We start from the raw sequence: 13,475 nt of genomic DNA, 5'->3' as shown, positions 1-13,475 counted from the left end.
TGCAAAGGGGGCCGGGCCTACTGTGTTGCGGGTTTTCCCGTTTTCTGTAAAATCCCCCCCCCCGCCGGGGCGCGCGCGCGCCGCGTCGTCAAAAACTCAATTCGTGTTCAGGTCCTCTTCTTATCGATAAAAAACAATCAGCCAGGTCGGGTCAAGTTGTTTTTTATGGATAAAGTTCATGCTAAAAAGGACAAGGTATTGTTCCAAGGAAAATCCGATGAGGACCGACACCGTCTACAAGAAGGCCTTCAACCGAGCTGCAAATATGCTGCGCGACGGGCAACTGGCCGGTGAACTTCCTTCCGAAAATGAGCTTAGACGGCGAATGTGCGTCAGCCGCACAACCGTCAGAAAGGTTTTGCGAGAACTAGTTCACCGCGAACTTGTCACCGAGCGTAACGGCCTCAGGTCGACGGGCCGCCCGGTCAGCGACAACGACTACTATCCGGACGCCGAAACCACGCCTCGCGCCAAGCACGTCGAACAGCAGTTCATGGAGTGGATGCTGCGGGGTGACACCAGGCCTGGAACCAGCATCAATGAGCTCGAGCTTGCGCGCCAATTCGGCGTTGCGACGAATGGAATTCGCGAATTCCTGATCCGCTTCAGCCGGTTCGGACTGATCGAGAAAAGGCCGAATACAGGCTGGCTTTTCAAGGGTTTCACCGAAGACTTTGCACTTGAGCTCTTCGAGATCCGGGTGATGTTCGAACTGCGTTCGGCACAGCTGTTTTCACTGCAGCCGGACGGTTCTCCGCTATGGTCGAAACTCGCCGCGCTCAAGATGGCGCATGCCGAGCTGCTGGAGCGAATTGAAGGCCGTTTTCACGACTTCTCCGGCCTGGACAACCGGTTTCACCGGCTCATAAACGAGGCGTCACCGAACCGCTTCATCGATGATTTCTACGACATCATCACGTTCATTTTTCACTATCACTATCAGTGGAACAAGCAGGACGAAAAGCAGCGCAACCTTGCCGCAATCCACGAACATGTTGCCTATATCGATGCGCTTGAGAGCCGCAACTCCACTCGGATTGAGGTGGCCTGCCGAGCGCATCTGGCCTCAGCGAGGGAAACACTGATGCGCTCGCTCACAGGATTTGATGAGACGAGCATCAATGCATAACGAAAGACCTCTGTCCTTGGGAGGCAAACTCAGCGTGGTGCAGGCGTTTTATGATCCGGGCCGAACTGGCGGTGACAAGTTCCCCTTCCAGAAGGGAACCGACGCCCCCCTTTGAGATGCGTCGGAAGAAGGTCTAAGCGTGGCGGATTTCCGTTCCCAGCACCTTCAGGCATTCGCGGATGAACGCCGCAAGCGCCGTCCAGCCTTTTGCCGAAACCATCGTCCCATCCACATATGCCTCCGTTGGAGACAGATCGATATAGGTGCCGCCCGCAAGCGTCACCTCCGGCTCGCACGCCGCCAGCGCGCCGACCTTCTTGCCACGCACGACGCCGTCGACCGCGATCAGGATCTGTACGCCGTGGCAGATCGTGAAAATCGGCTTCTTGGTTTCGTGGAAGTGGCGCACCATCGCCTGCACGCGCTTGTCGGTGCGGATGTATTCGGGCCCGCGACCGCCAGCGCAGTAAACAGCGTGGTACTGCTCCAGTTGCTTCTCAGCGTCGGAAAAGGTCTTGTTGATCAGCGCATAGTGGCCGAGCTTTTCGGTGTAGGTCTGATCGCCCTCGAAATCGTGCAGCGATGTTTTGATCAGGTCTCCGGCGCTTTTGTCTGGGCACACGACATGAACAGTGTGGCCCACCGCTTCCATCGCCTGCTGGTAGACGAAGATTTCGTATTCCTCGGTGAATTCACCGGTCAGCATCAGGATCTTTTTGCCTGGCATGGTAGTTCCTTTCCTGTGACAACGGCCGGGCGAGACCTGTACTCGCCCGGTAGGTTTGAGTTTCTAGAAGGGTGCATCGGGGAAGTAGTATTCGTTGGCACTGGCCTGCGTGATGACCGTCGACGGCGGGTACGGGGACATCGGGACAGTCTCAGTCGAACGCCAACAACAAGCGGTCGCGCGAATGCTCGATATGGCGACGCATCGCCTGCTCGGCAGCGGCAGGATCGGCCGCAGCGAAAGCGGCCAGAATGGCCTCATGCTCGTCAAGCGCCTCCTCGGTGACGCGCGAATGGAACATCAGGCGAAAAATGTGGAAGTGGGTATGCTGGTGCGCCAGTGTCTCGCGCACGAGGTCGTTGTTGGCGAATTCCATGACCTTGTCATGGAAAATGGCATCCTGGCGGGCGAAGTTGGAATACCGCAGGCGCTCGTCCTTGCCCTCACGGCGCGCCATGACGCCGGCCGATTTCTGAAGCTGGGCGAGCTTTACCTCGTCCATGAGCACCGCTGCCTTGGCTGCACCGTGAGGCTCGAGCAGCAGGCGAAGCTCGTAGAGTTCGTCGAACCGTCGTTTCGTAATCTGCGGCGCAGCGCGGTAACCGATCAGATGTGTCTTCAGCACCAGGCCTTCGCCTTCGAGCCGGCCGAGCGCCTCGCGGATCGGCGTGTGGGATACGTTGAATTCCTTGACCAGGCTGTCGACCGTGATGCGCGAGCCCGGCGCAATTTTCAGCGACATGAGTTGCGCGAAAATCGCTTCGTAGACGTCCTCAACCAGGCTGCTGGACCGCTGGATACGCCCGCCGGCGAGGCTCGCTTCGTCTAGACTGGATAACTTCATGGCTTGCATGTTTTGCCTCTTGACACATTGAGTTGCTAACACGATGCTCCAATCAATGCAATCCTATATCCTATACGATTTTATAGAGGATATAATTTGAAGTTGTTTCGAGACAAAGTAATGGCACTTGCGGTGGCGCTGCTGGAACAGCGTGCCGCCCTGGTAGCCCGTGCTTCCTCACCTGCTGAACGGACCGCCAGCGTTGCGGGCGATGGTTGGGCGCGTCGATACGCAACCGCGCTACAAGACGGGTTTTACATCGAACCCAGCCTTTGGGCCGACTTGAACGCCATCTCGCATTCCAATCCAGATATCACAGGATGCAGGTCATGAGCCTTTTCGCTGCCCTAAGGCTGCCGCGCGAAATCCTGTTCGGGAAGGGCCAACGCCACGTAATTCCGGTTGTCGCGGCCAGACTCGGACGTCGCGCACTCGTCTGCACCGATGAACGTTTTGCCGCAACGGGCCCGTTCGGAGAGATCGTCGCGGCGCTGCGAGCCGCCTCGATAGACGTACTGGTGCATGACCGTGTGCTACCCGACGTCCCCCGGGATACCGTTGCCGTCTGCGTCGAGGAAGCGCGGAAGTTCGCGCCCGACATGGTGATCGGCATTGGCGGCGGCAGTTGTCTCGACATGGCCAAATGCGCCGCGTTGCTCATCAGTCACGGCGGTCAGCTCCAGGATTACTACGGCGAGTTCAAGGTGCCCGGCCCGACGCTGCCATTGATTGCGGTGCCGACGACCGCCGGCACCGGCTCTGAAGTCACCCCGGTTGCCGTGATCTCCGATCCGGATCGCACGCTGAAGGTCGGCATCTCCAGCCCATATCTGATCGCGGCCGCGGCTGTCTGCGATCCTGAACTGACGATGACATGCTCGCCGGGATTGACGGCGATCGCAGGCGCCGATGCGCTGACGCATGCAATCGAGGCCTTCACCGCCGTCAGGCGCGGGACCGATCCCGGCCTTCCGCAACAACATGTCTTTATCGGCAAAACCGCCTTGACCGATCATTTTGCTCTGCTGGCGATCAAGCTGCTTGGCCGAAGCCTTGAAACGGCATACCGCCGGCCCTCCGACGAGGACGCCCGGGCCGATGTCATGATGGGTGCACTTGCCGCCGGCTGCGCGTTCGGAACGGCCGGCACGGCGGCAGCGCACGCCGTGCAATACCCGGTTGGCGCGATAACCCACACCCCTCACGGACTGGGTGTCGCCACCATGCTGCCATACGTCATGAAGTACAACAGAACAGCCGCAGCAACCGAGATGGCCGAGATCGCCAACGCGCTCTCCCTCGATCGAAAAGGCCTGACGCCCGAAGAGTTGGCCGACGCGAGCATTGGCGAGGTCAGTCGGCTGTTTGGGGCAATCGGGATCACTCCCTCGTTGGCCGAGCTGGGGCTGCCTGCCGACAAGCTCGATTGGACGGCGGAACAAGCGATCGGTATCGAGCGCCTCATCAAGAACAATCCGCGGCCATTCGAATTGAGGTCCATGCGAAGCCTGGTCCAGGCCGCCTTTGATGGCGACCTCGCCAGCTGCGTCATGTAAACAATCGGGAATATCGAGATGAACACGTTTTCACAGGTTCTGTCGGATGATCAGGGCGTCAGCGACTTCCACACAATTTCGCACGGGCTGTATATTGACGGCCAATGGCGGCAGTCCGCGGATGGCAGGGTAATTCCGGTCATCGATCCTTCGACGGAAGCCATCATCGCTGCCGTACCCGATGCGACCTTGGAGGACGCGGCCGCCGCCGTTGCCGCCGCTGCCAAGGCGGCCCATGGCTGGAGGACAACGTCGCCGCGAAAGCGCTCCGAGATCCTCCGACGCTGCTTCGAACTGATGACGGAACGATCGGAAGCTCTGGCTACTCTCATCGCACTGGAAAACGGCAAGGCCCTGCGGGATGCCCGAGGCGAGATCGCTTACGCCGCGGAATTTTTCCGTTGGAATGCCGAGGAGGCCGTTCGCATTACCGGTGAATTCGGTACTGCGCCTTCCGGCACCAACCGCATTGTGGTCGACTACGAACCGATCGGCATCTGCGTCTTGATCACGCCTTGGAATTTTCCTGCCGCGATGGCGACGCGCAAGATCGCGCCGGCACTTGCCGCTGGATGCACGGTGATTCTGAAGCCGGCCAGTGAGACCCCGCTTACCGCCTACGCGCTGGCCGCGCTCTACCAGGACGCAGGCGTTCCACCGGGGGTGGTCAACGTCCTGACAACCTCCAGTCCCGGGCCTTTGACGGCCGCCATGCTGGCCGATCCACGGGTGCGCAAACTCTCCTTCACCGGTTCAACGGGTGTGGGTCGCGCTCTGCTGGCAGAGGCTGCCAGGCATGTGGTCTCGTGTTCCATGGAACTCGGCGGCAACGCACCGTTCATTGTGTTCGACGATGCCGATCTCGAAGCGGCGCTCGATGGCGCAATGGTAGCCAAGATGCGCAACGCCGGCGAGGCCTGCACGGCCGCAAACCGCCTCTACGTGCAATCTGGCATCTACGAAGCCTTCTCCGATGGCCTCGAGAAGCGGATGTCGTCGCTCAAGGTCGGCGTCGGCACCGACCCGGACACGGAATGCGGGCCCATGATCACGAAAAAGGCGGTCGAGAAGATAGACCGGCTTGTCATCGACGCGGTCGCACGCGGCGCGCGGGTCTTGTGCGGTGGCTCAGTCGTGTCCGGACGTGGTTTCTTCTACCCTCCGACAGTGCTTCGCGACGTGCCGGGGGATGCAAACATGGCGCATGAGGAGATATTCGGACCGGTGGCGCCAATCTCGAACTTCGAAACCGAGGCCGAGGTCATCGCACGCGCCAACGACACTGAATATGGGCTTGCTGCCTACATCTACACGCGCGATCTGGCGCGCGGCATGCGGGTGGCCTCCCGGATCGAGGCCGGGATGATCGCTCTCAACCGCGGGCTGATGTCCGATCCGGCAGCCCCCTTCGGCGGCGTCAAGCAGAGCGGGCTTGGCCGCGAGGGAGGGCAGCATCACGGCATTGCCGAATTCATGGAGGCGAAATACCTCGCCATCAGCATGTGAGCAGAAGAATGCAAGGCGATCCCTTTCGCATCCGCGACCACGTCGCGGATTTTGACGAAATCGTGCAGGACATTGTTGACCGCAGCGAGGCCGCCCGCGCCGCCATTGCGATGACCACTGACGTGGCCTACGGACCGGATCCGACCGAGACCATGGACCTGTTCTTTCCCGCGGGCAAAAGAACGGCGCTTCCGGTGCACATCTTTGTCCATGGCGGCTACTGGAGAATGTTCTCCAAGCGCGACTATTCATACGTGGCGACGACGATTACCCAGGCCGGGGCTATTGCTGTCATCCTTGATTATGCGCTGATGCCCAAGGTCCGAATGGCGACGATCGTCGACCAGGTGCGCCGCGCCAAGCAGTGGGTCCTGGCCAACATCGCCGATCATGGCGGAAACCCGGCGGCCCTGACCGTCAGTGGTCATTCGGCCGGAGCCCATCTTGCAACGTTCCTGTTCGGGGGCGAGCATACCCCCTCGAATGTGAGGGCAGCCCTTCTGCTGAGCGGGCTTTACGATTTGAAACCGCTCCAGGATTCCTTTCTGGCCAAGGAAATTGGGATAACCGACGAGGAAGTCGCCATGTTTACACCTCTTGCCTATCGGCATGATCCTCAAACCAGGGCGACGGTTCTGGTCGGAGCCAACGAGACACCACCCTTCCATCAGCAAGCCGGTCGATTCAAGGCAAGCTTGCTGCGGCAGGGATCGCTGGTAACGTCGCATGTGCTCCCGAACCGCAACCACATGGACAGCGTCAGAGATCTCGGCGTGCCGGGGACCGAGGCTGCCGATTGCCTGGAAAAACTGATCGCCAAGGCCCGCTGACTACCATGCCGAGATGCCGGTCAGCGCAGCTTGACCGCTAGCGGTCCGCATTCGCTCCGGATAAGTTCGAGGCGACATCGCGGGACCGTGCGCAACTGCCTCCAGCCGCTGGTATCCACGCCCTAAATGTCGATGCGCTGTCCGCTATCCGGATCGAACAGGTTGACGCTCGCTGGATCCACGGCAAGACATATTGGCTCTTTGCGCCGGCCGGCAAACCTCGGCGGCAGGCGCGCGATGATCGCGTGCTCGCCGACCTGCACCGTCACCATGGTTTCAGGCCCGGTAGGCTCTACCACATCGATCTCGCCCATGATCGAAGCTCGATTTTGCGGAACGGTTCTCAGCTCTTCAGGCCGTATGCCCAGCACCACAGGTCGCTCAGAGTCCACCTGCCGGTTCCGCGTCGGCAACACGATCGACACTCCGCTCGCTTGAAACCGGACACCTTCCGAATCCGGGACCAGTCGTCCGGAAAAGAAGTTCATTGCCGGAGATCCGATGAAACTTGCGACGAACATATTGGCGGGCCGTTCATAGATGGTGCGCGGGTCGCCCAATTGCTGGATGTAGCCGCCTTTCATGACGGCCACCTTGGTGCCCAGCGTCATCGCCTCGATCTGATCATGCGTGACATAGACGATGCTCGTGCCGAGACGCTCGTGCAGGCGCTTGATCTCCGTACGCATTTCCACGCGGAGCTTGGCATCGAGATTGGACAGCGGCTCATCGAAGAGGAACAGCTCCGGGTCGCGCACGATCGCGCGGCCCATCGCAACGCGCTGCCGCTGTCCGCCCGAAAGATTGGCGGGGCGTCGGTCGAGCAGATGGGAGATTTGCAACATTCGCGCGGCATCTTCCACGGCGCGCTTGCGTTGGTCGGCGCCCACGCCACGCATTTCCAATCCGAAGCCGATATTCCTCGCGACCGACATGGTGGGATAAAGCGCGTAGGATTGGAACACCATCGCGATATTGCGGTCCTTGGGCGCAAGGTCGAGGACCGAGCGTCCACCGATCAGGATGTCACCGCCGGACGTGTCGTCGAGGCCGGCAATCATATTGAGCAGGGTCGACTTGCCGCATCCGGACGGCCCGAGCAGAACCAGAAAGCCTCCGTCCTCGAGCTCGATGTCGACCCCGTGAAGAACCTGTACGGAGCCATAGGACTTGCGCACGTCCCTGATGGAAAGTGTCGCCATGCGAGTACTCCTAGCCTTTGATGGCGCCTGCGGTCAGCCCCTGGACCATGGTTCGCTGGACGATCGCGAAGAGAACGATGACCGGGACGATGCTGAGAATGCCGCCTGCCGCCAGAACTCCCCAAGGAAGCTGGAACTCTCCGACCATCAGTTGCAGGCCCACGGGCCAGGTGCGAGACCCCTGCCCGGTCGTCAGCATCAGGGCGAACAGGAACTCGTTCCAGGCCGCGATGGCAATGAACACCGAACTTGCGACCAGGCCGTTCCGCGCAAGGGGCATGACGATGCGGACCATGGCGCCAAGCCTTGTCGAGCCGTCGATGCGTGCCGCGCTCTCGAGTTCCTTAGGTGCGGAATCGAAGAACCCCTTGAGCATCCACACGAACAGCGGCAGCAGGAAACTCGTATAGGCAAGCGCCAGGCCGAAACGGCTGTCCACGAGCCCCACACCGCGCATAACGACATAAAGGGGAATGATCATCATGACTGCCGGGAACATGCGAACGACAAGATAGCCGAGCATGAGCTGATCCCGGCCTCGAAACGCGAAGCGAGAAAATGCATAGGCGGCAAGCGTGCCCGTGACGACGCAGATCGTCACCGTCAGGAGGGTGACGACGAGGCTGTTGCCTATAAGCCGTGGGAAACCTGACTGCGTCCAGATGGCGACATAATTGTCGAAGGTGACGCGGCTCGGGAGGTACTGCATCGTCTGGGTGACAATGTCGGCCTCATATTTGAGGGATGTCAGGAACATCCAGATCATCGGACCGATGCAGAACACCGTCAGGCTTGCGAGCACGACGTAGGTGGCGATGTTCGCGATCATCCGCCGGTGACGCTTGCTTTCAATCATCGCCCTGTCCTTTGGTAATCCTGGAGATACGGATGTACCCGGCCGCGAAAATCATCAGGGTCGCGAACATCACCACCGACAGGGCGGATGCGTAGCCGAAATTAAATTCCTTGTAGGCGGTCTGAAAGGCATACAACGACAGCACCTGCGTGGCATCTCCGGGTCCGCCGCCGGTGAGAATGAGGAGCAGATCAGGCGAATTGACCAGACCGATGACGCGTAGGATCACTGCCGCCGCGATGACGGTCTTGAGCATCGGCAAGGTGATCAGCCTGAGCTGCGCCGCAAGGCCTGCGCCGTCGACCGCCGCTGCCCTGTAGAGGTCCTCGGGAATACCCTTGAGGCCCGCGAGCAGCAGCAGCGCGAAGAATGGAAACCCGTGCCAGGCCTCGACGAGAATGGTCGCCGCAAGTGCAGTGTTGGGATCAGCAAACCATGCCTTGTAGGACTGCAGGACGCCTATCCGGACAAGAAGATCGTTGATCACTCCGAGTCGCGGATCGAGCAGCAAGGCCCACATATGGCCCGCCACGACGTTGGGCAGGAAGTAGGGAAGCAGGATGAGCACGGCGAAGATTTTCGTGCCCGGCAAATCCCTGTTGAGAGCTGTCGCGGCGAGAAGACCAAGCGATAGTTCCAGCACGACCGCGGCAGCAACCCATACGACTGTGTTCTTCAATGCGATCCAGAAGACCGGGTCTGACCACATCGCTACATAATGCTTGAAGCCCACCCAGCCATCCAACCCGGGACGCGTCAGACGCATCTCGCGAAAGCTGATGGCCATGCCGTAAACCGTTGGATAGGCGATCACGACAAGGATAAGGGCGAGGCTGGGAAGGAGCAGCAAATACATCCAGTATCGGGTCTCGGACAGTTCGCCGAGAGCCCGCAAAGACAGATATCTGCTCGAGCCTATTGTCATGAATCAGCGATGCGAAAGCACCGTCCCGTTGCGTTCTCAGCACGGCTGCAGGTCCGGGAAATCAGCGGAGCGCCGCCTCCAGGCCCTGGATCATGCGGTCCACTGCCTGTTCCGGCGTCGACTGACCCGTCAGCACCGACTGGAAAGCGGGATTGACGACATTTTCGGACCAGCCCGCAGCGCCGACGAAATTGTTCGGCAGGCGTCCGAACTTGAGCGTCTCCGTCGCCGCACTATAGATCGGATTGCCGGTGATCCGCTGATCCTGCAGCGCAGCGGCGGAAGCCGGAAAATAGCCGGTCCCCTCGAGTAGAGCCAGGGCAGCCTCCGTTTGGCCCCAGAAACTCACCCACCGCCAGGCAGCCTCGATATTGTCTTCCTTCATGACGCCGTTGCCGGCGTACGCGACGCGAGCGACATGCGCCTTCGGACCGGCCGGCATCGGCGCGGTCGAGAATTGTTCGCCCTGCTTCATCGCGCTCGAGATTTCGTTCAGCGAACCGGTATGATGCCACACCATGGCAGTCTGCCCGGTGCGGAACGCCTCCATGATCTGACGGTAGCTGTCGTGGGGCGCGCTCGGCGGCACGACCTTTTCCTTCAGGAAGAGATCGGAATAGAACGTTATCGCTTCGATCGCCGCGGCCCTGTCCATGGCCGGCTGCCCGTCCTTGACGATCGGCGAGCCGAACGCCTCCATGACATCGATGACATATTTGAAACCGCCGGCGCCGGCGCGCATGCCGAAGGCATACCTGCCCTTCGAAGGATTCGTCAGCTTGCGGGATGCTTGCAGGAATTCGTCGAAATTTCGGGGTGGCCCCGCCAGTCCAGCTTCCTCGAAATAGTCTGCGCGGTAGTACATCCAGTCAACGAAGGCGAAGGCGGGAACCGCATAAATGGCGCCATTGCTGGAAAGCCCGGTCCAGCGGTTGTCGGGAAAGTTCGCCTTGCCCTCCCACCCGCTCACGCGCTCGGTAAGATCGATCAATCCCTCCATCGCGGTAAGATCGGCGAAGCGCTCGGCGATCACCATGGCGGTATCGGGACGCCCGCCGGCCAGCACGGCCGAAGACACCTTGGCCATATATTCCGAGTTCGGGATGTTCTCCTGGGTTACAGCCACGTCTGCATTCGCCGCCTGAAACAATCCGATGATCTTGAGCAAGCTGGCCATTTCCGACTGACTGGTGAAGTGGTGCCAGTAGCTGATGGCACTCGCGGCACGGGCACCACCAATGCGCCCTGCCATCGCAAGGGCCGCCGAACCCACGAGAAACTGCCTCTTGTTCAACTGCATGCGACCTCCTCCCAGATATCAGATCAGCAGACTGATCGATCAGTTGGAGTGCTGGGTAACATCATTTTCCAAGCCGTGCAACCTCGCCGGAGAGGCAAATGGCAAACGACGACGTGTCAGACCAGACCCAGGTTCCGCTGCATGGCCGCCTGGAAATGGGACTGCAGCTTTGCCTCGGCAGCGTCGGCATTCCTGCTGCTGCAAGCCTCGAGGATGTCGAGGTGCTCCTTGAGCGTCCGGATCATGATCGGCGAGGTGAGTTTGCTGTCCAGCCGCAACAGACGTAGATAATTGTGCATGCGCCGATATGTGCTATCGATCAAGGGATTGCGCAGCGCGCCGATGATTGCGCCATGCAGCTCTCCCTCCAGCGCATCCATCTCCTCCAGTTGCTCCTTTCCCACACCCTCCCGTTCGATGCGCCGAACCAGCCGGGAGTGCCGCATTTCCAAGGCATTCATGATGGCTTCATCACCCTGTTCGGCAAAGACGCGAATTGCCGAACGCTCTATGATGGCGCGGAATTGGTAGGTGGCGCGCGTGAGTTCCATGCCAGGCTTTATGAACTGGATTCCGGAGCGTGGATGGATGGTGAGAATTCCTTCCGCCTCGAGCTTGCGCAGAGCGTCACGAAGCGGAGCGACGGGCACGTCAACGATCGCGGACAGTTCGCTCTGCGAAACGAATGCCCCGACCGGAACGCGCCTGTCGAACAAGCGCTCCAGAATTCGTTCGTAGGCAACATCGCTCATACGGGTGGCCGCCACCGGGGTATGAGAGATGGCTTTTGCTTTGCCCGCCACTTGCGGCTCCTCCGTTGATTCGGTACTGAGACATCCTGACTGATAGATCAGAAACTTGCACTAAACGATCAGAAAGCCCCTGTGATGAGCCTTTCGCATTTTCGTATAACCCGATTTCAGTTCGCCCGCGACCGGGTAATCGGGGACAGTCAAGTTCGCGCCGACGATGTAAACGTCGCCGCGCTGGAACTCGTTTCGAAAAGTGGCGAGGTGGGGCTGGGCTTCATCCAGACGCTCTTCAATCCCCTGCCCGACCAGATAGAGATTGAGACCGTTTTCGAACACGAGGTCTGGCCGGCCCTGAAAGGACACAAGGCGATCGCGCTGGTTCATCGTGTGAACCGCCCGCGTGGCGGCAATCAGCGGGCGTACTCCCTGCCCTTTCATGAAGCGGTCCAGGTGGCGCTTTGGGACCTTGCGGCAAAGGAAGCTGGCCTACCCCTTCACGTGCTGCTCGGCAGTCGTCGCAACCGTGTGAAAGCCTACGCCAGTGGGCTCGATTTCCACCTCGACGATGATGCTTTCGTTCCCTTGTTTTCCCACGCGGCGTCGCTTGGCTATTCCGCTTTCAAGATCAAGGTCGGCCACCAGGATTTCGATCGCGATCTGCGGCGCCTGGAACTGTTGAAATCCTGTGTGCCGGCAGGCTCGAAGATCATGATCGACCCGAATGAGGCGTGGACCTCGAAGGAAGCGCTGGTGAAATTGGTGGCGATCCGCGATGCCGGTCACGATCTTCTCTGGGTCGAGGATCCAATCCTGCGTCACGACCACGAAGGATTGAGAATGCTCAGGCAGGCAATAACATGGACTCAGATCAACAGCGGCGAGTATCTGGATCTTCAAGGCAAACGGCTTCTTCTGGAAGCCCACGCAGCCGACATCCTGAATGTCCACGGTCAAGTCACCGATGTTATGCGCATCGGTTGGCTGGCCGCCGAGCTCGGCATCCCGGTCAGCATCGGCAACACCTTTCTGGAGATCGGCGTGCACATGGCGGTCGCGCTTCCGGAAGTCGAATGGCTGGAATATTCGTTTCAGAACTTCGATCATCTGGTGGAGCAGCCCATCGAAATCCGGGACGGCTACGCCTATGCACCCGATCGACCTGGCCATGGATTGGTACTGTCCGAAAGAGCGCGCATCGAATGGACGAGACCAAGGCGCCTTATGCGGTCGGAACTGGGTACCGCGCCAGAAAATGCACGCCTCCCTGGCAAGTGAGTGAATGATCGAGCCGGCTTTGTGCATGGCGCAATTCACGCCACCTCGAAGACCACATGTCCGAAGAAGTGCCGAGGACGCGATGCGCGCGATCATCTCCTGGGGGTGCTACGCGTCCTGCCGCGCGGGTCCGGGATCGGGTTCCTCGGTGCTGGAATTATGTTTTTCAAGGAGGAACTGAACGTGTGCGACCTCAATACTGCGCCGACCCGCTGGTCTTCCGCCGCGTTCGGCGTCCTCGCCAAGCCCGCCGGACGCTCCTCGCCGCGGTCGCGGCTGGTTAACCGAGTTCGAGCCCAGTTTCTCGTCCGTGTGGTCTGCCGCAATCCCGACGTCGGCATCGGTCATCTGAGCCTTCGGCGCCTCGACCGCCCCGAACTGAAGAGCACCGCGCGTGTCGAGGTAACGTCCAGCAATCGGCGACAACCCGCAACCGATGCCGCTTGAAGCCGTTGTGGGACGGCTCGGCCTCGAGCCTGCGGTTTCGGCAGCGCGATAGTCTAGTTTCCGTCCGCAAACGACAAGCGTTTGATTTTGTTAGCTGAATCGCATCTTTGCGCGAGCAAGGCCCGG

The 13,475-nt window shown here is 60.1% G+C and carries 13 protein-coding genes; 6 read left to right on the top strand and 7 right to left on the bottom strand.

Going from position 1 to position 13,475, the window contains the following annotated elements; translation table 11 throughout:
* Positions 1-217 precede the first annotated feature (217 nt).
* Complete coding sequence (locus tag AC0L2X_RS02745; protein WP_473599260.1) at positions 218-1,129, top strand: GntR family transcriptional regulator; 912 nt, start codon at positions 218-220, stop codon at positions 1,127-1,129.
* Positions 1,130-1,262: 133 nt separating this feature from the next.
* On the opposite strand, the gene AC0L2X_RS02740 is transcribed toward AC0L2X_RS02745, so the two are convergent.
* Positions 1,263-1,856, bottom strand: coding sequence for a DJ-1/PfpI family protein (locus tag AC0L2X_RS02740; RefSeq protein ID WP_352493019.1), 594 nt, complete (start codon positions 1,854-1,856; stop codon positions 1,263-1,265).
* Between the two features lie 151 nt (positions 1,857-2,007).
* Positions 2,008-2,709, bottom strand: a complete 702-nt coding sequence (locus AC0L2X_RS02735) for a GntR family transcriptional regulator (RefSeq protein WP_473599259.1) — start codon at positions 2,707-2,709, stop codon at positions 2,008-2,010.
* A 320-nt stretch (positions 2,710-3,029) separates the two neighbouring features.
* Between AC0L2X_RS02735 and AC0L2X_RS02730 the strand changes: the two genes are divergently transcribed.
* The 3 genes from AC0L2X_RS02730 to AC0L2X_RS02720 are packed head-to-tail and all read left to right on the top strand — an operon-like array spanning position 3,030 to position 6,592.
* On the top strand, positions 3,030-4,256 hold the full coding sequence (locus AC0L2X_RS02730; protein ID WP_473599258.1) for an iron-containing alcohol dehydrogenase: 1,227 nt from the start codon (positions 3,030-3,032) through the stop codon (positions 4,254-4,256).
* 18 nt (positions 4,257-4,274) lie between these two features.
* Positions 4,275-5,762, top strand: a complete 1,488-nt coding sequence (locus tag AC0L2X_RS02725; RefSeq protein WP_473599257.1) for an NAD-dependent succinate-semialdehyde dehydrogenase — start codon at positions 4,275-4,277, stop codon at positions 5,760-5,762.
* 8 nt (positions 5,763-5,770) lie between these two features.
* A complete protein-coding gene (locus AC0L2X_RS02720) occupies positions 5,771-6,592 on the top strand; it encodes an alpha/beta hydrolase (RefSeq protein WP_473599256.1) in 822 nt (273 codons plus the stop codon).
* 122 nt (positions 6,593-6,714) lie between these two features.
* Here the strand turns inward: AC0L2X_RS02720 and AC0L2X_RS02715 are convergent, their stop codons facing one another.
* From AC0L2X_RS02715 to AC0L2X_RS02695, 5 genes are all read right to left on the bottom strand, one after another.
* Positions 6,715-7,794, bottom strand: a complete 1,080-nt coding sequence (locus AC0L2X_RS02715) for an ABC transporter ATP-binding protein (protein ID WP_473599255.1) — start codon at positions 7,792-7,794, stop codon at positions 6,715-6,717.
* Positions 7,795-7,804: 10 nt separating this feature from the next.
* Positions 7,805-8,650 (bottom strand): carbohydrate ABC transporter permease, encoded by an 846-nt coding sequence (locus AC0L2X_RS02710; RefSeq protein WP_473599254.1) that lies wholly within the window; start codon positions 8,648-8,650, stop codon positions 7,805-7,807.
* A complete protein-coding gene (locus AC0L2X_RS02705) occupies positions 8,643-9,437 on the bottom strand; it encodes a carbohydrate ABC transporter permease (RefSeq protein WP_473599253.1) in 795 nt (264 codons plus the stop codon). The genes AC0L2X_RS02710 and AC0L2X_RS02705 overlap by 8 nt, the downstream gene beginning before the upstream one ends.
* A 199-nt stretch (positions 9,438-9,636) precedes the next feature.
* Positions 9,637-10,875: an ABC transporter substrate-binding protein gene (locus AC0L2X_RS02700; protein ID WP_473599252.1), complete on the bottom strand. Its 1,239-nt coding sequence runs from the start codon at positions 10,873-10,875 to the stop codon at positions 9,637-9,639.
* A 116-nt stretch (positions 10,876-10,991) separates the two neighbouring features.
* The gene (locus tag AC0L2X_RS02695; RefSeq protein ID WP_473554799.1) at positions 10,992-11,627 is read right to left on the bottom strand and encodes a GntR family transcriptional regulator; all 636 of its coding nucleotides are present in this window, start codon (positions 11,625-11,627) and stop codon (positions 10,992-10,994) included.
* 135 nt (positions 11,628-11,762) lie between these two features.
* Between AC0L2X_RS02695 and AC0L2X_RS02690 the strand changes: the two genes are divergently transcribed.
* Both AC0L2X_RS02690 and AC0L2X_RS02685 read left to right on the top strand, forming a co-directional pair.
* A complete protein-coding gene (locus AC0L2X_RS02690; RefSeq protein WP_473599251.1) occupies positions 11,763-12,902 on the top strand; it encodes a mandelate racemase/muconate lactonizing enzyme family protein in 1,140 nt (379 codons plus the stop codon).
* A gap of 159 nt (positions 12,903-13,061) precedes the next feature.
* Complete coding sequence (locus AC0L2X_RS02685) at positions 13,062-13,349, top strand: hypothetical protein (protein ID WP_473599250.1); 288 nt, start codon at positions 13,062-13,064, stop codon at positions 13,347-13,349.
* Positions 13,350-13,475: the final 126 nt, after the last annotated feature.

Source organism: Mesorhizobium sp. WSM4828, from assembly GCF_055811175.1.
Note: the sequence above shows the minus strand (reverse complement) of the source record. Positions and strands in the feature narration are given on the sequence as shown.